Source organism: Eleftheria terrae, assembly GCF_030419005.1.
GTDB lineage: Bacteria > Pseudomonadota > Gammaproteobacteria > Burkholderiales > Burkholderiaceae_C > Caldimonas > Caldimonas terrae.
Genome location: NZ_CP106953.1, coordinates 201,622 through 223,749 on the forward strand (window position 1 = coordinate 201,622; position 22,128 = coordinate 223,749).

The window sequence follows — 22,128 nt, forward strand, 5'->3', positions numbered from 1 at the left end:
CGAAGGCAAGAAGGGGGGAGAAAAAGGCAATCGCAGCCAGGGCCGGCCTAGTGCCGCCACATCACATGGCGCGGCTGGGTGTAGTCATGCAGGCCCAGCACCGACAGGTCGCTGCCGTGGCCCGACTGCTTCACGCCGCCGTGCGGCATCTCGGCGGTGTAGGTGAAATGGGTGTTGACCCAGCTGACGCCGGCCTCCAGCCGGGCCACCAGCCGCATCCCTCGCGCAGCGTCGCCGGTCCAGACCGAGGCGGCCAGGCCGTATTCGGAGTCGTTGGCCCAGCCCAGCGCCTGCTCCTCGGTGTCGAAGGCGGTGACGGTCACCACCGGGCCGAACACTTCCTCGCGCACGATCTCGTCGTCGTGCGCGAGGCCGGCGATCAGCGTGGGCTGGAAATAGCAACCCGGGCCCGGCAGCGCCTGGCCACCGGCCAGCACCCGGGCCCGCGGCAGGTCTGCCGCGCGCTGCACAAAGCCGGCCACCCGCTCGCGGTGCTGCGGATGGATGAGCGGGCCCAGCTCGGTGGCCGCATCGCCCGGCGGGCCGACCTTCAGCGAGGCCACCGCATCGGCCAGCTGTTGCAGCAGCCGGTCCTGGATGCCGCGCTGCACATAGACCCGGCACGCGGCCGTGCAGTCCTGGCCCGCGTTGTAGAAGCCGGCCGAGCGGATGCCGGCCACCACCGCGGCCAGGTCGGCATCGTCGAACACCAGCACCGGCGCCTTGCCGCCCAACTCCAGGTGGGTGCGCTTGAGGTTGCCGGCTGCTGTGGCCTGCACCGAGCGCCCGGCCGCCACCGAGCCGGTGAGCGAGACCATGCGCACCCCCGCATGCCGCACCAGCGCCTGGCCCACCGTCGCCCCGGTGCCGACCACCAGGTTCAGCACCCCCGGCGGCAGCCGGCGCGCCCAGCAGTCCTGCAGGGCCAGCACCGACAGCGGCGTCCATTCCGACGGCTTGAAGACCACCGTGTTGCCGGCCGCCAGCGCCGGCGCCATCTTCCAGGCGGCCATCATCAGCGGGTAGTTCCACGGTGCGATCTGCGCCACCACGCCGACCGGGTCGCGCCGCACGAAGCTGGTGTGGCCGGCCACGTACTCGCCCGCCGCCGGGCCGCCCAGCGTGCGTGCCGCGCCGGCGTAGAAGCGGAAGCAGTCGACGATGGCAGGCAGCTCGTCCTGCAGCACCAGGTGCAGCGGCTTGCCGGTGTTGCGGCTCTCGATGGCGGCCAGCTCGGCCGCCCGCTCCTCGATGTCCTGCGCCAGTGCCAGCAGGCACTGCGCGCGCGTGCCGGGCGGGGTGGCACGCCAGCCCGGCAATGCCGCGGCGGCGGCGGCCACCGCCCGGTCCACATCGGCTTGCGTGGCGCTGGCCAGCGTCTCGATCACCTGGCCGGTGGCCGGGTCCAGCAGCTCCAGCGGCTTGCCGCCGCCGCGCACGTGCTCGCCGCCGATCAGCATGCCACCCCCTCGCGAGCCGGTTGCCCGCCGCGGGCGCCGGCCAGCAGGTCCTGCTGGGTGCGCTCGAGCGCGCGGGCCAGGATGTCGCACAGCTCGTCGATCTCGGCCCGGGTGATGGTCAGGGGCGGCGAGAGGATGCACATGCTCTCGTAGGGCCGCACCAGCAGCCCCATGGCCTGGCAGTGGGCGTCGACACGCTGGGCGATGGCGATGTCCTGCACGGTGGGCAGCGCCTCGACGAAGCCGCTGGAGCATTCGATGCAGGCCATCAGGTGGTCGCCGCGCACATCGCCCACCAGCGGCAGGCGGCGCAGCTCCTGCAGCCGCGCCATGAAGTAGGGGCCGACCTCGCGCACATGCTCGCAGATGCGCTCCTGCTGCATCAGGCGGATGTTGGCCAGCGCCACCGCGCAGGCCACCGGGTGGCCGGAGTAGGTGTAGCCGTTGGTGAAGACCGGGTTGGACGCCGCCTGCTCGCCCGACACCGCCTGCACCAGCCGCTCCGAGATCAGCAGCGCGCCCAGTGGCTGGTAGCCCGACGTGAGGCCCTTGGCCGAGATGATCATGTCCGGCACGATGCCGAAGTGCGGCTGCGACGCGAAGAAGTGGCCCAGCCGGCCGAAGCCGGTCACCACCTCGTCGGAGATGTAGAGCACCTCATGCCGCCGGCACACCTCGAGGGTGCGCTGGTGGTAGCCGGCCGGCGGCACGATGACGCCACCGGAGGCGAGGATGGGCTCGGCGATGAAGCAGGCCACCCGCTCCGGGCCGATGGCCAGGATGCGCTGCTCCAGCTCGTTCACCAGCCAGTCGCAGAAGTCGCCCTCTGCCACGCCGGGCGGCCGGCGGTAGGGGTTGGGAGCGCTCAGGTGGTGCACGAAGCCTGATTCGTACTGGAAGCAGGTGCGGTCCCAGGCCTTGCCGCAGACCGAGGCGGCTAGATAGGTGCTGCCGTGGTAGGCGTCGGCGCGGGACAGGATGTGGCGCTTCCCGGGCCGCCCGGTGGCGCCGAAGTAGTAGTGCGCAAAGCGCAGCGCCGACTCCACCGCGGTGGAGCCGCAGGTGGTCAGGTGCACCCGCTTCAGGTCGCCCGGCGCCAGCTCGGCCAGTGCGGCTGCCAGCTCGCTGGCCGGCTCGTTCGCCATCGCGCCGAACGGCGTGTAGAAGGGCAGCTTCAGCGCCTGCGCGCGCATGGCGTCGGCCAGCTCGGCGCGGCCATAGCCGACCGTGACGCACCACATGCCGCCGATGGCGTCCAGGTAGGTCTGGCCGTGGCTGTCGGTGACGCGGGCACCACGTGCCTCGCTGATGACCATGGGCGGCTGCCGGCCCAGGCTGGACAGGTCGGCCCAGGGATGCAGCAGGTGCTGCATGTCCTGGCGTTCGATGCGGCTGGGGGCGGGGTGGGGGGTTGCCATCGGCGTCGACCTCATGCGGTGATGCTGACCAGGTGGCGGCGCGGGCCCTCATAGGCGAAGCGGCCGTGCTGGATGTGCAGGTTGTCGAGCACCAGGACATCGCCCGGCGCCATGCGTACCGCGCTGGCGGTCTGCCACAGCGCCGCCCGCAGCGAGGTGATGAGCTGCGGGTCGATCGGCTCGCCGTCGCCATACGAGGTGGTGGCCGGGTAGCTGTGCTCGGGCGCGTCGCTCGGGAACAGCGGGTGGTTGCGCCAGTAGGAGCTGTGCAGCTCGGTCACCTGGTTGAACCACAGGGGCGCGCCGCCATCCGGGTCGGCCCGGAAGGCGGGCCGCAGCTGGCTGATCATCACCGCCTGGCGGGTCGCCCAGCGGTGCTCCAGGCCTTGCGCCTGCATCAGGGCGTCGAGTGCCGCCGCATCCGGCACGCCGTAGGTTTCCATCCAGCCCACCTGGGTGGGGGTGGACTCGCGCGGCAGGTGGCGGTGGTAGCGGATGCCGCGCTCGGCGAATTCGCTGAGCACCTCATCCGGGATGTGTCGCACGCTGTCGCGGATGTCGTTGATCGGCACCTCGCCGCCGTGCGGCGCCGCCTGCTCGCAGAAGAAGAAGACCTTGGCCGGCACGTCCGGCAGGTAGGCCATCTCATTGTGCGGTGCCATGGTGATGCGCGCATCCTCCTGGCTGGCCACCAGCGCCATGCCGCTCTCGCGGGCCCGCACCGCGATGCCGCCCGCATAGCTGTGCGGCGCATAGCCGAGCGCAGCCATGAAGGCATCGAAGTCCGCGCGCTCGCGCAGCGGCAGGCCCGACAGGCGCAACGCGCCGGTCTCGGCCAGCCGCGCGTCGATCAGCGGCCGGCAGGCGGCGGCCGCCTCCTGCGGCGTCTGCAGGCGCTGCTCGGCCCGCAGGCTCAGCAGGCGCTCGTTCGCCATCGGCACGGCCAGCGGCACCTGCTCGCTGTCCGAGCCGGCCAGATAGCGGCGCCCGCGCACCGGCACCATCCGGTCGCTGCGCTCGTTCAGCTCGACAAAACCTTGCACAACCTTGCTCCTGTGTCGCTGGCTCATGGCAGGCCGCGCGGGCCTGCGCTGGGGTGGACGGCGCGGGGGGGCCTCAGGCCGGCTCCATCGCCTTCAGCCGGCCCAGCAGGGCCTGGCCTTCCTCGTTGGGGCGCTCCTTGGCGCCGGTGATCCAGCCACGGCAGCTGGGCGCGCCGCAGCGGCAGGCGAACTGGCGCATCAGGATGTCCTCGGTCGAGGCGTAGTCCATCGTCAGCAGCTCGCCGGGCCGGATGTCGCGCAGCGCCCACAGCTCGAAGCTCACCATGTCGAGCCGGGTGTTGGGGTCGCACGAGTGCAGCAGCAGGCCGCAGAAATGCGGGTCGTGCAGGTGCGACTGCGGGTTGATCTGCAGCGTGTGCAGCCGGCGCGACCCCAGCAGCTGGCCCGACACGCGGGCCATCATCTCGGCGCGCCGGAAGGCGCGCAGGCTGCGGATGCCGGCGCCACGGCCGTCCTGGGTCTGAACCACCTCGAACTCACTGGTGGCGGGATAGCCTTCGCAGGGATCGAGGTCGGCATTGGGATACAGCCCTTCGGCAGTGGCCGTCGACTCGACGATGGTCAATGTGCTCATTGGTGCTTTCCGTGTTGTGGCTACGGGCTCGGGCAGGGAAGGATCGGCACGGCGTCTTGCGCAACGCCATGCCGCACGAAAACGAGAACTGGGCTCACGGCGCTTGTGATGTCGCCAGGCCGGCCGCCTCGCGCAGCTGCCGCAGCAGGGCGCCCAGGGTGAGGCCGGGGGTGGCCAGCAGCGACAGCGGCACCTGCTGGCCGAAGCGCTTGAAGAAGCCGTTGCGCAGCTGTGCCAGATCGAGCGAGTCCAGCCCCAGCGCGGACAGGCTGAGGGCTTCGTCCCAGCGGCTGACATGCTCCCGCAGGAAGCCCATCACCGGCTCGGTGCCGGCGGCCTCGGCGGCCCGGCCGGCACCGACACCGGCCGGGCCGCCAGGCAGCGGCCCGGCATCGGCCGGCGCAGCTGCTTGGGTGGGCGGCCCAGCCAGCACCTCGCGCACCAGGGGCTGGCCGGCCCAGGGCGAGCGCGCCCAGTCGACGTCGCAGACCGCGAACTGCCGCCCCGGCAAGTTCTCGCCCAGCACCCCCGCCAGCAGCACCGACAGCGCCTGCAGCGCCGAGCCGGTGGCCAGCGGCCGTTCGCCGTCCTGCAGCGCGCGGCGCAAGGCCTTGTCGCTGCGGGCGCTCATGCCGGCTTCACCCCAGCTGCCCCATTGCACGCTGAACACCGGCGGCCGGCTGTCCGCCGCGGGCCAGCTGGCGAGCTGGTCGAGCCAGGCATTGGCCGCGGCGTAGCTGGCCTGGCCCGGCACGCCCAGCAGGGCGCTGGTGGACGAGAACGCCATCACCCAGCGGGTCTCCCAGCGCCCGGCATGGGCCAGCACGCCAGCCAGTGCCTGCTTGGGCGCCAGCACCGGGCCGATGCGCCCGGCGTCGAGCTGCTCCAGCATGCCGTCGTCCAGCACGCCCGCCAGGTGGAAGATGCCTTCGATGTGAGCCACACCGTCCAACGCCGACGCCAGCCCGGCCGCGTCGGCCAAGTCGACGCGCCGCACCTGCAGGCCCGCGCGCAACGGCCGCTCGCTGCGCTGCAGCACGACGATGCGCTGGGGCGGCACGCCCTGGTGGTCCACCAGCCAGTCGATCACCGCGGCGCCGAGGCCGCCGGAGCCGCCGGTCACGAGGTAGTGGCCGCCCGACAGCCCCAGGCTGCCGTCCGGCAGCGCCGGGCCGGCATGGCGCCGCAGGCGCGGGGCCAGCGGGCGGCCGCGGCGGCGGGCCCATTGCGGCTCGTCGGCATGCGCCGCCGCCTCGGCCAGCAGGCGATCGATCCAGCCGGCGTCGACCCGGCCGGCGCGCAGGTCGGGATGGTCGTCGGCATGCACCAGTTGGACGCCCAGGGCTGCCTGCTCGGCGGCGGCCACGCGCGCCGCACCGGCCAGCGGGCCACTGCCGGCATCCATCGGCAGCACCAGGCAGAGGTGGCCCTGGCAGCCGTGCCGCATCAGGCCCTGCCACAGGGTGGCGAAGCCGGTGCACTGCCGGGCGCCGTTGACGTCGTCGTCACTGCGTCGGCACAGCAGGGCCACGCGGTCGCCCGGCGCCTGCAGACGGGGCCGCAGCCAGTCCAGCAGCGCAGCTTCACGACCCGGCGGGCAGTCAGCCCATGCACTGGCACTTGCGGTGGCCGGCGGCGTGCGCGGCGCCAGTGGCTGCCAGTGCACCGCGTAGACCGGCGCAGCGCTCACCGTGGCCGTGCCCCGCGGAGTCGCCTGCTGCGGCTGCAGCCAGTCAGCCAGGCGGGCCAGGATCTCGGACTCCGCCCGCATCATGAAGTCGTGCCCGCCGGGGTAGGCATGCAGCCCGGCCAGCGGCAGCGAAGACAGCCGGCCCCAGTCAGCCGCTTGCCGCCAGTCGAAGGCCGGGTCATCGTCGCCGCCATGCACCTGCAGCGGCAGGGCCAGCAGCGGCTTGCGACCGGCGGCCTGCCAGCGCGCCGCGGTGCGGCGGGCGCTGCGCGCATCGGCCGCCAGGTCGGCCTCGAGGATGGGCAGGAACAGCTCACGCCACAGGGGGTCGGCCTGCAGCTCGGCGGGCACCAGCAGGAAGTCCTGCGGATCGGCGGCGATGTCCGGCTGCTCCAGCAGCGGCGCGCGCCCGACGATGGCGAGCCCCTTGACCTGGCCACTGCGGGCCAGCTCGGCCAGTTCGCTGCACAGCAACTCGGTGGCCGCCGCGCCGCCATAGCTCAGGCCGCAGAACGCCACCGGCAGCGAGCCGGCATCCGCCAGGATGGCCGCCGCCAGCGCCTGGCGGGCGCGCAGGTCGTCGGCCTCGTCGCGCGCCAGCGCCTCCTCGGCCCGGCGGTTGCGGCCCGGCCATTCGACCGCCACCACCTCCAGCCAGTCGGGCGCCCTGCGAGCCCAGCCTTCCAGGCTGCGGCTGCTGCCGCCGGCGTAGGGGAAGCAGTAGAGCTTGAGCCGCGCCGCAGGCCGCGGCTGCAGCCGCACCAGCCAGGGAGACTCCGGCGCAGCGGCAGCGGCAGTGACTGCGGCGACAGCCGGCGCCGGCGCGGCCGCTTTCACATAGATGGAGGCCTGCGGCCGGGTCCAGTGGCTGTCGGGGTCGAAGGGATAGGGCGGCAGCCAGCGGCGCCGCAAGGGCTGGCCGTCGGCACTGGCCTCGCCCTGGTGGTAGGCCGCCCAGTCCAGCGGCACGCCGGCACACCAGAGCCGGCCGAGCAGTTCGCTGAAGTGCAGCGTGTCGTCCGCGCCACGCGCGTCATCCGGCAGGCTGGCCAGCAGCTGCGGCGCAGGCCCCCCCGCCGGCAGGCACTTGCCGACCAGCCGGCACAACACCTGCCCGGGGCCGATCTCGACGATGACATCCGGCTGCCAGCGCAGCAGGGTGGCCACGTTGTCGGCCCATTGCACCGGCGCCACCACATGACGGGCCCAGTAGGCGGTATCGGCCGCTTCCTCGCCCAGCCAGCCGCCCCGGACATTGCAGGTCATGGGCAGGGCCGGCCGGCGGCCCGCCACCGCCAGCCGGCCGATGGCGTCGGCCACCGGCTGCAGCAGCTCGGTATGGAAGGGGTGTGACACCGGAACCGGGCGGCACTCGGCGCCCAGCGCGGCCAGTGCAGGGCGGGCACGCTCCAGTGCCGGCTGCAGCCCGGCCAGCACCAGCTGCCCCGGCGCATTGCGCACCGCCAGCCACAGCCCCGGCTGGCCCGGCAACCAGGCCAGGATGGCCGCCTCGTCGCCCCGCACCGCCAGCATGCCACCCGGCACGCGGCGGCCGTCGTCGCCAGGGAAGCCGTCGAGCGCCTCGGTGGCCGCGGCACGCGCCGCCACCAGTGCGGCCGCATCGTCCAGCGTCAGCGCCTCGGCCGCCACCGCCGCCGCGTACTGCCCGATGCTGTGGCCAGCCACCGCCACCGGCCGCACGCCGTAGTCCACCAGCAGCGCGGCCAGCGCGTGCTCCACCGCGAAGAGCCCGCATTGGGTGACCAGCGGGCGTTGCAGCGTTCGCTCGTCCGCCTCCATCACCAGGCTCGCCACGTCCACGCCCAGGTGACGCGACAGCGCCGCGCAGGCCGCATCGAAATGGCGCCGGAAGCGCCCGCCCTCGGCCTCGGCGCGGTACAGGCCGCCCGCCATGCCCACCTGTTGCGAGCCCTGCCCGGAGAAACAGAAGGCCACCGTGGCACCCGGCTTGGCGCGCGGCAGGGTGGCGGGCAGGCGGGCCGCCTGCTCACGCAGTGCCTGCGCTGCGGCCCGGGCGTCAGCCGGGGCGCACACGGTCGTTCGCAGCACATGCGCCTCGCGCGCCAGATGCAGCGTGTAGGCGCTGCAGGCCAGCTCGGCGGCGCTGGCATCGGCCAGGTGCTCTGCCAGCTCGGTCAGCTGGCGCCGCAATGCGGCCGGCGACCGGGCCGACAGCGTGAGCAGCTGCACCGGCCGCGCCCGGCCCGGCGCCACCACCGGCGCGGCCACCGGCGGCGGTGCCTCTTCCAGGATCAGGTGCGCGTTGGTGCCGCCGATGCCGAAGCTGGACACGCCGGCGCGCCGCGGCAGCTGCACCGCCGGGTCCGCCACCGTCCACTCGCTCCGGCTGCGCTGCACGTGGAAGGGCGAGCCCTCGTGCTCCACGTATGGCACCAGCTTGGGGTTCAGCGTGTCGAAGTGGACCGTGGGCGCCAGCTCGCGGTGATGCAGCTGCAGCACCGTCTTGATCAACCCGGTGATGCCCGCCGCCGCGTTCGCGTGGCCGATATTGCCCTTGACGCTGCCAATGGCACAACTCGCGGGGCGCAGCGGCGGCCCAGGCGGCGCGGCCGCAAAGGCATCGCTCAGGCCCTTGAGCTCGATGGCATCGCCGATCAGCGTCGCGGTGGCATGGCATTCCACATACGACAGCTGGGCCGGGTGCAGCCGCGCCATGCGCAATGCGTCGGAGATGCAGCGGCTTTGCGCCTCGGCGCTGGGCGCGGTGTAGCCGGCCTTCAGGCGGCCGTCGTTCGACAGGCCCCAGCCCGACAGCACCGCCCAGATCGGGTCGCCGTCGGCCTGCGCCAGGTCGAGCCGCTTCAGCACCACCGCCCCCACCGCATCGCCGAACAGCGTGCCGCTGGCGCGGCTGTCGAAGGGCCGCACATGGCCATCGACGCTGCCCACCAAGCCCTCTTCGTAGCAATAGCCGAAGTTGGGGAAGGTCAGTGCCGCCGCGCCGGCCACCGCCATGTCGCACTGCCCCGAGGCGATGGCCTGCGCCGCCTGCGCCACGGCCACCAGGGCGCTGCTGCAGGCCGAGGTCACCGTCACGGCCGGCCCGCCCAGGTCCATCTGGTAGGCCACGCGGGTGGCGATGTAGTCCTTCTCGTTGCCGATTTCGGTGAGGAACAGCCGGCCCGGGTCGAGCGGCGTGTGCAAGCCGCCGCCCTGCAGGTGATGCACCAGGTAGCCATCGATGCCACAGGCCGCGAACACGCCCGTGCGGCTGCGGTAGGGGTTGTCGCTGTGCGCATGGCCGGCCTGCTCCAGCGCGGCCCAGGCCACTTCGAGGAACAGGCGGTGCTGCGGGTCCATCAGCCCTGCCTCGCGCTGGCCAATGCCGAAGAAGTGGGCGTCGAAGCGGTCGGCGCCGTCGACCACCTGGCCCACCGGCACCCAGTCGGGATGGTCGAGCTGGGCCCCATCCACGCCCTGGGCCAGCAGTTCGTCCCGGCTGTAGCGGCGCAGGCTGTCCACGCCATCGCGCAGGTTGCGCCAGAAGGCTTCGATCGACGCAGCGCCAGGAAAGCGCCCCGCCATGCCGACGATGGCGATCGCGGTGCGGTCGGCCGTGCCCCCCGCAGATGCTGCCGGCGTGGCCGCTGGCGCGACGCCGGCCGGCCGGTTGCCGGACAACTGCTGCAGCAGCTGGCCGAAGCGGCTGTGCTGGTAGAGGTCGAGCACGGCCAGTGACAGGCCCAGCCGGTCGTTGAGCAGCCCCACCAGGCGGGCCGCCGCGAGCGAGCTGCCGCCCTGCTCGAAGAAGTGGTCATCGCGGTGCACCTCGGTCACCCCGAGCACCTCGCGCCACAAGGCGGCCAGTTGCTGCTCCAGCGAGGTCGGTGCCGCAGCGTCGAGCGGCGCGGCGCCGCCCGTGGCGGCGACCGCGTCGCGCGCCGGGCGCGGCAGCGCCGCCCGGTCCAGCTTGCGCGACTCACCCTGGCGCAGCGGAAAAGCCGCCAGGCCGATGACATGGCCCGGCACCGCGTACTCCGGCAGCCGGGCACGCGCCTGCTGGCGCAGCCGGGCCAGCACCGTCTCCGAAGGCGCGCCGTCCGGGCCGACCACATAGGCCACCAGCCCGGCGGGCTGCCCGGCGGAAGCCGCGTCCTCCAGTGGCAGCACGAGCGACTTGCCCACGCCCGGCACCGCGTCCAGCACCGCCTCGATGGCGTGCAGCGACACCTTGAAGCCGCGGATCTTCACCGTGCTGTCGATGCGCCCCAGCACCAGCAGCTGGCCATCGGGCAGAAGCCGGGCGGCGTCGCCGGTGCGGTAGACCGTGGCCACCTGCAGGCTGGCGAGGGCGGGCGGCGCGGGCAGGAAGCGTTCGGCCGTCTTCGCCGCATCGCCCAGGTAGCCCGGCGCCAGGCCGGGACTGGCCACATACAGCTCACCCGCCACGCCCTGCGGCACCGGCCGTCCGGCCTCATCCAGCACCGCCACCGTGCAGCCAGGCATCACATGGCCCACCGGGGCGCAGTCCCCCAGCCCGGCCGGCGGCGGCAACAGCTCCGCATAGGCCACGTCCAGGCTCTCCCAGGTGCTGTAGGCGTTGACGAGGCGCAGCGTCGAGGGCAGCCGGCGGGCCGCCTTCTCGACCAGGCGCGCCGGCACCACCTCGCCCATCAGGAAGCAGGTGCGCAGCGCGAGCAGGCTGTCGGCGAACCGGTCGGTGAGCCCCGGTGCGTCCAGCACCGTCTCGAGCAGCGACGGCGTCACCACCAGGCGCGTGATGCGTTCCTGTTCGAGGAAGGCCAGCAGCCGCGGCGGATCGAAGATCACCGCGTCCGGGATGATCACGGCCGCCAGGCCGAACATCAACGGCCTCAGGCATTCCCAGGCGAAGAAGACATTCATGCCTTCGCGCTCGCCTGCCTGGTAGGGGTAGAGGTCCTGCCGGGCCAGGAAGCAGTAGCTGCAGCCGCGCTGGGTGGTGAGCACCGCCTTGGGCTTGCCGGTGGAGCCGCTGGTGAGCGAAACGAAGGCCAGGTCCTCGCCGCGGCAGGGCCGGGCCTGCAGGCGGGCTGTGTCGCCGTGGCCGCTGCCCGCCTCCACCACCAGGCAGGGCACCGGCCCCAGCAGCGCCTGCAGGCGGTCCAGGTCCTGGGGCAGCACCAGCACCCGGCTCACGCCCGCGCTGGCGACGAATTCGCTGAGCAGGGAGTCGGACCAGTTCTTCTCGAGCAGGCACACCACCGCGCCGCAGGCCCAGGCGCCCAGCAGCGCCAGCGTGTACTCGGCGCTGTGCGGCAGGAAGACGCCCAGCACCTCGCCGGCCTTGACACCCGCCGCCTGCAGGCTGCCCGCCAAGCGGGCGGCAGCGGCCGACAACTCGCGGTAGCTCCAGCGGCGCTCGCCGTCGACCAGGGCGGGCGTATCCGGCGTCCGGTCCACCTGGCCACAGATGTGGGCCAGCACCGATTGGCCGGACCGCCATTGCGCGGCATCCCAGCCGTGGGCAGCCAGCAGGGAGCCAGGGGCGGGCGCCTGGCTGCGCAGCGAGGCCGGCCGGTCACGCAACCAGTGCTCCCCGTGCAGCGCCAGGCGCGACGCCAGCGCGTCGGCCGTGGCATCGTCCTGCAGGAAATAGAAGTGCCCGCCGTCGAAGCGCTCCACCGTGCAGGCGAGCGGCGTGGCGAACTGGTCCTGCCAGGCCTGCAGCGCCTGCGGCGCCACGCTGTGGTCCTGTGTACCGCCCATCACCACCGCCGGCAGCGCCAGCGGTGCGCCGGGCGCAAAGCGATAGGTTTCATCCAGCCGCAGGTCGGCCCGCAAGGCCGCCTCGGCATGGCGGAGCAGCGCGTCCTGCACCGCCGGTGTGGAGGGGCCCAGCCAGTGGCTGTTGAAGAAGCCCCACTCGCGCACCGCATCGAGAAAGGCCGTGCCGGGCAGCGTGTGCGTCTGCCGCCCCGGCTCACTGCGCGGCCGGGGCAGCTGCGGCGCCGGGCAGGCCGACAAAATGAGGCCCAGCGGCATGGGCGCCCCGCATTGCCGCAGCGCGCGTACCACTTCAAAGGCCAGCAGGGCGCCGAAGCTGTGCCCAAATAATACAAACGGAGAACCGGCGGCCTGTTGAATGACTTCTTGCGCCAGATCAAATACGAGCGCGCTCCAGTCGCTATACGGCTCGATATCATGCTGCTGCCCGCGCCCGGGCAGGGCAAGGGTAATGAAGGCGAAATCCTTCTGCAGCCTTTCGGCCAGGATTTGATAGCTTTGCTCACCGCCGCCCGCGAAAGGGAAAGCGATGAACTTGATTCGGCTATTCAGGGATCCAGCAGCAACCGACCTGATCCGGGACATGACACCTTCCGGCCAGCGCCCAGGCAGCGCGCGGCCAAGCCGCATCCGCCGGCGCCAGCAGACTGAAAATGCAGAAACAATGCGGCGCGCAGCCGCAGGCCCTTGAGCCCGCCGCAGCGGCAGCATCGAACGCGATCAAAGCAGAATGGAAATGGGAGAGGGTGTTCTAGAAAATATTTTCTTCCATCGTTATGCGTTTTTCTCAGATGTGATCATGCCGCTGGCCCTATAAGGCGGGAACTGTAAGGATTAACAGAGGACAGGTAAGCTGCTGACAGCAGCGCCGCACGTGAATCGGCAGCCAGCGCAAGCGCATGACGGTGCCTCGTAAGATAAACGTCAGGTATATGGCAGAAATATTTCTGCGTCAGCTTTAGGTAAGCTGACCAGGCCTGACATAAGGAATACGCTGCTGTGCGCCGGCGCGATTCACCCCTCACGACGACCCCTTAAAAGAGCGAGCTCGCGGCCAAAGCCACGGCCTTGCGCCGACGCCAGGTTGCCGGCGCCACAGCTTCGGCGGAACAGGCGAGCTGTCTTGCCGCGTCAGCCGGTCATCCTGCGGCGCGCTATGGCGCGTCGCGATGGCAATGCACGCCCCCGGCATCAAGACGGCCACCGCTTCTCGCTGCACGTGGCCCGGCGGCGCCCGAGGCCGCCGAAAGCGGCCTTCGGGAGGGCGATCGACGACACGCCAAGGGTGCCGACGGGCGGTCACCATGTCAAAGACGATTCCCACTGAACGCAGGCGCAGACGCAGACGCAGGCGCAGGCGCAGGCGCAGACGCAGACGCAGACGCAGACGCAGACGCAGACGCAGACGCAGACGCAGAACAGAGCCGCAGCCCGCTCAGGAGATCCGGCGAATCGCGCACATTCTGCAGAATATTTCTTATGTAAACTAGGATGACCATCCTAGGGAATGGAGAAGGACCCGCCTTCGCTGTCGTCGCAAGCTTTGTGGACTGCTCCCGGTCCGGGAGCAGTCCACAGACAGGCTTGTCGACAGCTGGGCGTCACTCAGAGGTTCACGCGAGCGTACCGCCCGCAAAGCAACCGCAAGGCCGAGCGATTCATCCAGTCGGCCCTGCGTGAGCGGGCCTATGGCTGCACCCACCAGAACTCCAAGCAGCGACGTTAGGCGCTTCACAGCTGGCAGCGGCACTACAACTGGCACCATCCACATCACGGCATCGGCCGCGTCGCACCCATGCCCCGCCTTCCTCCGCCAAGAGACAACGCCTTGACAGTTCACACTTAGAGCGGCTAACAAAACTCTTCTGGCGTCGTTGCGCCGCCTTGCCGTACCGGTCGTACTGTCTGCGGCGGCGCGCCTAGCCAGAACCGCTGCGCTGAGTTTTGTTAGCCGCTCTTAGGGCGACGGCAGCGAGAACGGCAAGGCGGACCTGGCGAGATCGCTAGAGATCATCGCCAGGCTCGCCGAGTCCGCGGCGCCGAAGCTGGGTCGGACGGAGCTCACCAGAGCCAGGGGGAAGGACCTGCCTTCCTTGGTCCCAATGTTCAACGTGACGGTGAAGGGTCAGTGATGCGGCTGAACCTTGCGGCGGCGGGACCACCAGAATGCGAGGCCGCCGAGAATCGCCCCTGCCGCCATGCCGGCCCAGCTGTAGGCCCACCCCTCATCGATGCTGGCATCGTTCGGCAGGATGGCCAGGGTGACAACAATGCACCCGCTGACCGCCAACACGAGGATGAGCAGCAGAGCCAGGCCGAGGGTCTTGATTCTTCCCACGGATTCAGACGCCGGGAGCCAGCCCGTCAGCGAATGATGGAACGCTTCAGCCGGCTCCTGGCGAACCAGCCGAGAGCCGCAGCAATGACCAGCGCCACGGCATCGAATGCCAGGAGGAAGGGCACGGGGCTCTCCCACTTGTCCATGTTCGTGGTCAAGCCGTAATAGGGTGGGCCGCTCCCATACGACTCGATCAGGTTCGATACGGTGACGAACGCTGCCGCGCCGAGTACGGCAACGGCGGTGATTGCTGCGACGATTGCGGGGGCCTTACTTGCCATGGTCAGTAGGCGACGGACAGGGGGATGTAGCAGGACTTGCTATCGCCGAGTTCCTCGCGCAGGGCTGCGACGAAGTCGTCAATCTTGGCGTTCAAGTCGATACAGCCGGCGCTGCCCGGGACTGCGCCGCCGTGGATGAAGAAGCCGCCGCGATTGTGTGTCTTGGTCGAGGGAAGCGGATGGATGGTGAGGCGGTAGTTGCCCCATGCGCGATACGAACCGCGGCGCCAAAAGGCGTTCGTCCACAGCTCTTCGAAGTTGATCCAGTACTCACCTTCTGGAATCGGCCCGGCGAATGCGACCTTCTGCCGATCTGCGGAGTAAGCGAACTTGCCGTTCTGGTCCGGCTTGCCGGATACGGCGGGGAAGACGCGGGTCTTCTTGCCGGACAAGGTCAAGTACGTGCCGTTGAAACGGAGCGACATCGTGGCACGCGCGCAATGCGGTACAGCGGGCCGCGCTCGCTCTTCGGTGTAGTCGGACATGGAGAACCTCCCATCCATCTGTTGAGCCCTAAATCATGGCCGGCGGCATCAGGCCGATTCGCTGATGTACACACTGTTTCTGCGCGCACCCCTCAACTCAGGGGTCGCTGACCAATTAGCCGTTAGCCGAAATTCGTGTACGACGTCACCCACTTTCGACGTTGGGTTCACCGATAGGTAGAGCACGGCCATCCTCGATGCGGCCGCGAATGCAGAGATGTGCTCGTCCGAGGAGGAACCGGCCGGGCTGCGGGCTTGGATCGGAATGTCGAGCCGATGTTGGTCAGCTGGACTGATCCCGGTCCGGTAGATGTGGTGAGGCGCGGCCCGGCCCCAGCACTCGGCGCCCCGGATCGTCGGGCACCGCAGACCAAGCCCCGGATGCGCGTCTGGCGGCAGCCGCCCGCCGTCATGAATACGGCGTCGGCTCCGGATACCGCCCGTCGAGCACGTGCCGCCCCAGGTCGCGCAGCTTCAGGTCAATCGGGTCGTGCAGCGTGTGCACCCGCGCGTTGCGCCAGAACCGGTCCAGGGCATGGCGGCGGGAGGTGGAGCGCGCGCCGGTCACCTCGAAGAGCTGGCTGCACACCGCCAGTGCCGCGCGGTGCGCGAGAACCTTGGCCTCGATCACCGCCACGGCCACCTCTCCCCGCTCCCGCGGTGTCAGCGCCTCGCCCCGGCCATACGCAGCCTCCAGCCGGGCGGCGGCTTGCTCCGCCAGCACCCGGGCCGGCCGGAGCTGCAGGTGCAGCTCGGCCAGGCGCTGCAGCAGGTAGGGATCGTCCGCCTCGCGCCGGGAGTCGGGCACGAAATGCAGCGCCTCGGACAAGGCGCCCTCTGCGATGCCCAGGTACAGGTGCACGAGGATCAACTGCGCGAACTGGGCACGCAGCGTGGCACGAACGCCCGGCCTGACACCCGGGGCCACCAGGATGTCCGCGCTGGGCACGCGCACCTCGTCGAAGTGCACCGTGCCGCTGTCGGTCTGCCGCTGTCCGAAGGCGTCCCAGTCTTCCTCGATCGTCACGCCGCGCGCGCGGGACGGCACCACCCCGGTCAGGAATGTCTGCGTCGGCTCGTGCCAGGCGCTGACGGTCAGCATGTCCGAGCCGACGGAGCCCGAGCAGAAGCTCTTGGATCCATGCACCACCGCGCCGTCGCGGTCGACCTGCGCCACCGCGCGGCGATCGTTCGGATTGAGCGCATTGCCCCAGAAGAGGCCCCGCTCGATCGACCGCCCGAGCAGCCGCTGCTGCTGCTCAGCCGAACCGTAGAGCAGCACCGTGGCCAGCTGCAGGTGGTGGAAGGCAAACAGGTGCGCCAATGCGCTGTCGGCCCCGGCCAGGCGCCGCAGCGCGTCGTAGAACACCGACCAGGGCGCGCCCCAGCCGCCGTGGGCGCGTGCAATGGTGAGGCCGAGCAGCCCGCTCTCACGCAGTTGCTCGCGCTCGCGGGCAGCGTGGCCGCCGGCCAGGTCGCGTTCGGCTGCCGTCTGGCGCCATGCGGCAGCCAGCCGGTCCACGCGAGCCTGCACCTCCTCCTGCCCCGGCACGGCCGCCTCCCCTCGCCCGGCCCCGCTCAACGCCCCGGCCCCGCGCCGATCTGCCAGACGTAGGGCGGCTCGGTGCCGTTGATGCGCCAGTCGCCGACGATGCGTTGCTTGTAGATCAGCGGGTTGTGCGACGCCACGGTGCGCGCGTTGCGCCAGTGCCGGTCGAGCGCCTTGGTGCTGCTGACCCCCGATGCCCCCAGGGTGTTGAAGAGCTCGGTGGCGGCACGCAGGATCAGCTCGGAGATCACGATCTGGCCCTGCGCCGACTCGATCTCCGCGGCGATGTTGGCCTGCCGCTCGGCCTCCACATCGTCCTGGAAACGCGCCTCATAGGCCCGCTGCGCCGGCTCGGCCGCACGCAAGGCGGTGGCCTGCGCCGCGTACACCCAGGCCGAGATCTGCCCCACCACCTGTTGCACCTGTGGATCGCGGCTCACATGGTTGGCGTTGCCGGTGGAGAAGATGCGCCTGCGCGAACGCACCTCGTGGGCCACGTCACGCTCGATGGCACGGCCGATGCCGGCCAGCGTGGCCAGGTGGAACAGCTGGTAGAAGGCGGTCTGGTACTTGAAGCGTGTCTCGAAGGGAATGAGGTTCTCGGGCTCCACCAGCGCATCCTCGTAGGTGGAGGTGCCACTGCCGGTGGTGCGCTGGCCAAAGCCGTCCCAGTCGTCGAAGTGCTGCACGCCCGGCTGATGGGTGCTGACGGCGGCAATCACGTCGGCATGGTTGTCGGCGCGGCGTGCGTACAGGTCCACCCAATCGGCGAAGATGCTCCCGGTGCTGTAGTACTTGCGACCGTCGACCACCCAGCGGCCGTCCTTGCGCGATACCTTGGTGATGACGTCACCGACCTGCACGTCGCCCACCTCGGTCCAGGCATTGCCGACCAGGTCGCCCTTCACAAAGCGCTCGAACCAGACTGTGCGCTGCGGCCCCGGCGCTGCGTTGAGGCGGTCTTCCACGAAGGCGAAGTGGCCCCTCAGTGCCTGCACGATGTTGGAGTCGGCTTCTGCCAGCTCGATCAGCAGCTGCACCAGTTGCGGCAGCGAGGCGCCGGCGCCTCCGTGCTCGCGCGGCACTCGCACCGCGCCGAAGCCGGCTTCCTTGAGCCAGGCAATCGGCTCACGCGGCAGCTGGCGGTCGCGCTCCCGTTGCAGGGCGCCTTCGGCAATGCGCTGGAAGACGGGGCGCAAGCGCTGCGCGAGCGCCTCGGGGTCCGTGCCGGCCGAAAGCGCCGGCGGGTGGCTTGATGGGGTCATCGATGCAATCTCCTCAAGGACTCAGGCCGCGGCCTGGAAGGTTCGGATGCGGTGGGCGTCGATGAAGGACCGCCGCTGCGCGGCCTTCCCGCCCAGGTAGAAGTGCTGGATGTCGTCGCGCGCGGCAAGCTCGGGGGCCGGCCCGTGCAGGACCACGCGCCCCCCTTCCAGCAGGTAGGCATGGTGGGCACGACGCAGCGCGATGGCCGCGTTCTGCTCGGCCAGCAGGAAGCTCACGCCGTCATGCTCGTTCAAGGCACGCACGCCGTCGAAGATTTCCTGCACGATCAGCGGCGCCAGGCCCATCGACGGCTCGTCCAGCAGCACCAGCCGCGGGCGGGCCATCAAGGCCCGCCCGATCGCCACCATTTGCTGCTCGCCGCCCGACGTGACGCCCGCCGGGCTGCGCCGGCGCTCCTTCAGGCGCGGGAATCGCTCGTACACCTGCTCGAGGGCCGCTGCCAGCTCCGCCCGCCGCGGCTTGCGAACCAGCGCGCCGAGCCTGAGGTTCTCCTCGACACTGAGGTGCGGAAAGCAGTGGCGGCCCTCCAGCACATGGGACACCCCCTGCGCCACCAGCTCGTGCGCGGCCTGGCCCTGCGTCGGCCGGCCGTCGAAGTGCACGCGGCCGGCCGTCACCTCGCCTCGCTCGGCGCCCAGCAGTTGCGAGGCTGCCTTCAGCACCGTGCTCTTGCCGGCGCCGTTGGCGCCCAGCAAGGCCACGATGGCGCCGGTCGCGACCTGCAGCGACACCCCGTGCAGCGCATCGATGGCACCGCCATAGCGGACGTCGACGTCCTGCAGTTCAAGCAAGGCGGCCATGGCGATCATTTCCCGGCAGCGACGGCACTGCCTTCTTGCGTGCAGTCGCGCACCGCCACGCCCTTCTCCCTGGCGTACTGCAGCGACGAGCGCTCGATGATCGGCCGCAGCAGCGCGCGGTCGGCCTGCACCCAGTCGCTCACCAGCTTCCACTGCTGCCCGTCCCACTGCTGGAAGCGCACCGCGCCGCCGCCTTCGTGGTCGCTGCAGCTCAGGCGCAGCTTCTGCACCAGACCGGTGGCACCCAGCTCCTTGAGCCGCGCGTCGTCGATGCGGATGTTCTCGAAGCCCCAGCGCACCTCCTCCCCGGTGAGCGGCCGCTTGCCAAAACGCGCCTGGGCCACCCGCAGTGCCTCCACATTCAGGATGCCGTTGACCACACCCAGGTTGTAGTAGACGTTGCCGAAGCGCTTCGGATCGGCCAGGTTGCCCTTGCCCGCGTCGACCACGTATTTCTTGATGTCCTGCAGCACCGGGAAGCCGGTGCCGGACGGATGGGTGGTGATGGCCAGGTAGCCCTTGGCGGCCTCGCCGGCCGGCGCTGCGTCGTCCTCGGAATTGCTCCAGATGTTGCCGATGATGCGACTGGCCGGGAAACCGACCTTCTGGGCGTTCTTCAGCGCCACCGGATTCATGACACCCCAGCCGCGCAGGATCACCCAGTCGGGCTTCTCACGCCGGATCGTCAGCCACTGCGACTGCTGCTCGTTGCCGGGATGCGGCACCTCGATCTGCTGCAGTGCGAAGCCGTACTTCTGCGAGAGCAGCTCCAGCACCGGAATGGTCTCCTTGCCATACGGCGAGCCGTGGTACAGGGTGATGATCTTCCGGCCTTTCAGCCGCTCCAGCCCGCCCGCCTGCTGGCCGATGTAGTTGACGATGGCCGACACCTCGCTGTAGGGGTTCAGCTGCAAGGGGAAGACGTAGGGGAAAACGCGGCCGTCGGTCGAGTCCGTCCGGCCGTGGTTGATGGTCACCAGCGGCAGCTTGTCGGCGGCCGAGCGGTCCAGCGTCGCATAGGCGATACCGACCGACAGCGGGTTCGTGGCGGCCGCCGGCGCGCCGTTGTGTCCCTTCTTCAGGCGCTCGTAGCATTCCACGCCCTTCTCGACCACGTACTCCGTCTCGCATTCGCTCCAGGTCAGCTTGACCTGGTTGACGCCGCCGTCACGCAGGTTGACGAGCTGCAGGTAGTCGATGAAGCCGCCGAAGAAGCCGGTGCCGCCCGCGGCATACGGGCCGACCCGGTAGCTCTGCAGCGGAAAGTACTGCTCCCGGCCCTGGGCAGGGCTGGAGACGGCCCCGGCGAGCAGGGCCGCGGCAGCGACCGCCCGGGTGGCGCGGCGAAGGATGGAAGGCATGGAATCGGGCTCCTTGTGGGTGAGTGCGGGCCAGCCGGTGCGTGTGTGGCACGCCGGTCCGGCGTCGGGTGAAAGGGATTCAGGGGGCGGACAGCGGCCAGGACCGCCAGCGCTGCCAGCGACGCTGCAGCAGCCGCCACAGGCCTTCCGGCTCACGGATCAGGATGAAGATGATCAGGCTACCGAGCACGATCTTCTGCGCGTTCTCGAAGTTGCCGGGATCGATCAGCCCGGCCAGCCACTGCGTGGCGAGGTTCGACAGCAGGATCGGAAACAGCACCATGAAGGCCGCCCCCAGGAATGCCCCGGCCACGCTGCCCAGCCCGCCCAGGATCACGATGAAGAGCACCTGGAACGAGCGCGCCAGGTCGAAGCCGTGGGGCTCGACGGTGCCCACGTAGGCAAAGGCCCACAAGGCGCCCGCCACGCCCAGGTAGAAGGAGCTCACCGCGAACGCCAGCAGCTTGGCTCGCCGCACCGGGATGCCGATCACCTCGGCCGCGGTGTCCATGTCGCGCACCGCGCGCCACTGGCGGCCGATGTCGCCGTTCGCGAGGTTGCGCGCCAGCAGGGTGAGCAGCAGCACCACCGCCAGCGTGAGCAGGTAGCGGCCGGCGGGCGAGGACAGGTCCTGCCCGGCCACCACCAGCCGGGGCGCGCTGATGACACCCGAGGGGTTGTGGTTGGAGAACCAGCCAAACCTGACGAAGAGCCAGGGCACGAAGAACTGGGCGGCCAGCGTCGACACGATGAGGTAGAAGCCCTTGATGCGCAGGCTGGGCAGGCCCACCAGCACACCGAAGGCCGCCGCCACCGCGCCGCCGAGCAGCAGGCCGGCCGGCAACGGCAGGCCCGGTAGGCGCAGCAGCAGGTTGTAGCTGGCGAACGCCCCCACGCACATGAAGGCGGCGGAGCCGACCGACAACTGCCCCGCGTAGCCGGTGAGCAGGTTCAGCCCCAGGCCTGCCAGCGACAACACCAGCCAGGGAACGAGCACCGCCGAGAACAGGTAGTCGCCGCCGACCCGTGGCAACCAGACAAGCGCCAGCGCCAGGCCGATCACGATCCACCACGGCCGCGCACCCAGCGGCGGACGCCAGAGGCGCGCGCTGGACGCATGCGTCCAATCGGGGGCGACGGTGCTGGTGTGGCTGCGCATGGGACCCCTCCTCCTCACACCCGTTGCACGGTGCGTTCACCAAAGACGCCATCGGGCCGCCAGAACAGCAACAGCAGCGCCACCACATAGGGAAACCAGTTCTCGATGCCGCCGCCCACGAACGGCCCGACATACACCTCGGCCAGCTTTTCGGCCGCTCCGACCAGCAGGCCGCCGGCGATGGCACCGGCCACCGAGGAGAACCCGCCGATGATCAGCACCGGCAGCGCCTTGAGGACGATCAGCGACAGCGAGAACTGCACGCCGGTGCGGGCCCCCCACAACAACCCGGCCACCAGCGCCACCGCCCCCGCCGCCGACCACACCAGCGCCCCGAGGCGCTGGATGTCGACGCCGACGGCCAGCGCAGCCAGCGGGTCGTCCGCCACACCGCGCAGCGCCAACCCCACCCGGGTGCGGTGGAACACAATGCCCAGCGCCGCGACCAGCACCGCTGCCGTGGCAGCGGCCGCCAGGTCGAGGCTGCTGATGAGCACGCCGCCCAGTGCCACCGGCGTGTCCTCGATGCCGAGGTCGAGCGCATGCACCTGCGCCCCCCACAGCCATTGCGCCGCGCCTTCCAGGATGAAGCTCAGGCCCAGCGTGGCCATGAACAGCACCATCGGCGGGCGCGCCACCAGCGGCTTGATCACGACGCGGCTGATGAGCAGCGCCAGCAACACCATCGCCAGCAGCGTGGCTGCAAGCGCCGCGACAAACGGCCAGCCGCGCTCGACCAGGCTGACGAAGGTGAGCGCAGCGAACAGCACCATCGCGCCCTGCGCGAAATTGAAGATGCCGGACGACTTGTAGACCAGCACGAAGCCGATCGCGACCATGGAGTACATGACCCCGGCCAGCAGGCCGCCGATCAGCACCTCGATGAAAAAGTCCATCACCCCTTCCCCCTGCCC

Annotated in this window: 14 protein-coding genes and 1 pseudogene; 1 reads left to right on the forward strand and 14 read right to left on the reverse strand. The window is 70.7% G+C overall.

The annotated features are described in order from the left end of the window. Positions 1 to 47 precede the first annotated feature (47 nt). The 5 genes from N7L95_RS27745 to N7L95_RS27765 form a co-directional block, all read right to left on the reverse strand. Positions 48 to 1,460: a gamma-aminobutyraldehyde dehydrogenase gene (locus N7L95_RS27745; protein WP_301260871.1), complete on the reverse strand. Its 1,413-nt coding sequence runs from the start codon at positions 1,458 to 1,460 to the stop codon at positions 48 to 50. Next, positions 1,454 to 2,878 (reverse strand): aminotransferase, encoded by a 1,425-nt coding sequence (locus N7L95_RS27750; RefSeq protein ID WP_301260872.1) that lies wholly within the window; start codon positions 2,876 to 2,878, stop codon positions 1,454 to 1,456. Before N7L95_RS27750 ends, N7L95_RS27745 begins: the two co-directional genes overlap by 7 nt. Before the next feature lie 11 nt (positions 2,879 to 2,889). Continuing rightward, a complete protein-coding gene (locus tag N7L95_RS27755; protein WP_301260873.1) occupies positions 2,890 to 3,921 on the reverse strand; it encodes a TauD/TfdA family dioxygenase in 1,032 nt (343 codons plus the stop codon). 73 nt (positions 3,922 to 3,994) lie between these two features. Beyond that, a complete protein-coding gene (locus tag N7L95_RS27760; RefSeq protein ID WP_301260874.1) occupies positions 3,995 to 4,516 on the reverse strand; it encodes an SET domain-containing protein-lysine N-methyltransferase in 522 nt (173 codons plus the stop codon). A gap of 94 nt (positions 4,517 to 4,610) precedes the next feature. Further along, a complete protein-coding gene (locus N7L95_RS27765; RefSeq protein WP_301260875.1) occupies positions 4,611 to 12,539 on the reverse strand; it encodes a type I polyketide synthase in 7,929 nt (2,642 codons plus the stop codon). A 994-nt stretch (positions 12,540 to 13,533) separates the two neighbouring features. Here N7L95_RS27765 and N7L95_RS27770 point away from each other — a divergent pair. Next, a pseudogene (locus N7L95_RS27770) lies at positions 13,534 to 13,800 on the forward strand (integrase core domain-containing protein); the annotation flags it as partial. Positions 13,801 to 14,079: 279 nt separating this feature from the next. Here the strand turns inward: N7L95_RS27770 and N7L95_RS27775 are convergent. The 9 genes from N7L95_RS27775 to N7L95_RS27815 all read right to left on the reverse strand — a co-directional run bounded on the left by N7L95_RS27775 (position 14,080) and on the right by N7L95_RS27815 (position 22,110). Continuing rightward, positions 14,080 to 14,292, reverse strand: a complete 213-nt coding sequence (locus N7L95_RS27775) for an LPXTG cell wall anchor domain-containing protein (RefSeq protein WP_301260876.1) — start codon at positions 14,290 to 14,292, stop codon at positions 14,080 to 14,082. A 26-nt stretch (positions 14,293 to 14,318) separates the two neighbouring features. Then, positions 14,319 to 14,573 (reverse strand): hypothetical protein, encoded by a 255-nt coding sequence (locus N7L95_RS27780; RefSeq protein ID WP_301260877.1) that lies wholly within the window; start codon positions 14,571 to 14,573, stop codon positions 14,319 to 14,321. A 2-nt stretch (positions 14,574 to 14,575) separates the two neighbouring features. Then, positions 14,576 to 15,058: a tlde1 domain-containing protein gene (locus N7L95_RS27785; RefSeq protein WP_301260878.1), complete on the reverse strand. Its 483-nt coding sequence runs from the start codon at positions 15,056 to 15,058 to the stop codon at positions 14,576 to 14,578. 409 nt (positions 15,059 to 15,467) lie between these two features. Further along, entirely contained in the window at positions 15,468 to 16,610 is a 1,143-nt protein-coding gene (locus N7L95_RS27790) for an acyl-CoA dehydrogenase family protein (protein WP_301260879.1), read from the reverse strand. 26 nt (positions 16,611 to 16,636) lie between these two features. Beyond that, a complete protein-coding gene (locus tag N7L95_RS27795) occupies positions 16,637 to 17,872 on the reverse strand; it encodes an acyl-CoA dehydrogenase family protein (protein WP_301260880.1) in 1,236 nt (411 codons plus the stop codon). A gap of 21 nt (positions 17,873 to 17,893) precedes the next feature. Then, complete coding sequence (locus N7L95_RS27800) at positions 17,894 to 18,694, reverse strand: ABC transporter ATP-binding protein (RefSeq protein WP_301260881.1); 801 nt, start codon at positions 18,692 to 18,694, stop codon at positions 17,894 to 17,896. A 5-nt stretch (positions 18,695 to 18,699) separates the two neighbouring features. After that, the gene (locus N7L95_RS27805) at positions 18,700 to 20,055 is read right to left on the reverse strand and encodes an ABC transporter substrate-binding protein (protein WP_301260882.1); all 1,356 of its coding nucleotides are present in this window, start codon (positions 20,053 to 20,055) and stop codon (positions 18,700 to 18,702) included. A gap of 79 nt (positions 20,056 to 20,134) precedes the next feature. Further along, the gene (locus tag N7L95_RS27810; protein WP_301260883.1) at positions 20,135 to 21,214 is read right to left on the reverse strand and encodes a branched-chain amino acid ABC transporter permease; all 1,080 of its coding nucleotides are present in this window, start codon (positions 21,212 to 21,214) and stop codon (positions 20,135 to 20,137) included. A 14-nt stretch (positions 21,215 to 21,228) separates the two neighbouring features. Continuing rightward, positions 21,229 to 22,110, reverse strand: coding sequence for a branched-chain amino acid ABC transporter permease (locus tag N7L95_RS27815; protein WP_301260884.1), 882 nt, complete (start codon positions 22,108 to 22,110; stop codon positions 21,229 to 21,231). Between the last annotated feature and the right edge of the window lie 18 nt (positions 22,111 to 22,128).

What these genes read in the sequence shown, in the direction of transcription:
- N7L95_RS27765 (WP_301260875.1), bottom strand. Translation starts at nt 12,539, where the DNA reads ATGTCCCGGATCAGGTCGGTTGCTGCTGGATCCCTGAATAGCCGAATC.
- N7L95_RS27815 (WP_301260884.1), bottom strand. Translation starts at nt 22,110, where the DNA reads ATGGACTTTTTCATCGAGGTGCTGATCGGCGGCCTGCTGGCCGGGGTC.
- N7L95_RS27805 (WP_301260882.1), bottom strand. Translation starts at nt 20,055, where the DNA reads ATGCCTTCCATCCTTCGCCGCGCCACCCGGGCGGTCGCTGCCGCGGCC.
- N7L95_RS27795 (WP_301260880.1), bottom strand. Translation starts at nt 17,872, where the DNA reads ATGACCCCATCAAGCCACCCGCCGGCGCTTTCGGCCGGCACGGACCCC.
- N7L95_RS27800 (WP_301260881.1), bottom strand. Translation starts at nt 18,694, where the DNA reads ATGGCCGCCTTGCTTGAACTGCAGGACGTCGACGTCCGCTATGGCGGT.
- N7L95_RS27810 (WP_301260883.1), bottom strand. Translation starts at nt 21,214, where the DNA reads ATGCGCAGCCACACCAGCACCGTCGCCCCCGATTGGACGCATGCGTCC.
- N7L95_RS27760 (WP_301260874.1), bottom strand. Translation starts at nt 4,516, where the DNA reads ATGAGCACATTGACCATCGTCGAGTCGACGGCCACTGCCGAAGGGCTG.
- N7L95_RS27750 (WP_301260872.1), bottom strand. Translation starts at nt 2,878, where the DNA reads ATGGCAACCCCCCACCCCGCCCCCAGCCGCATCGAACGCCAGGACATG.
- N7L95_RS27745 (WP_301260871.1), bottom strand. Translation starts at nt 1,460, where the DNA reads ATGCTGATCGGCGGCGAGCACGTGCGCGGCGGCGGCAAGCCGCTGGAG.
- N7L95_RS27785 (WP_301260878.1), bottom strand. Translation starts at nt 15,058, where the DNA reads ATGTCCGACTACACCGAAGAGCGAGCGCGGCCCGCTGTACCGCATTGC.
- N7L95_RS27780 (WP_301260877.1), bottom strand. Translation starts at nt 14,573, where the DNA reads ATGGCAAGTAAGGCCCCCGCAATCGTCGCAGCAATCACCGCCGTTGCC.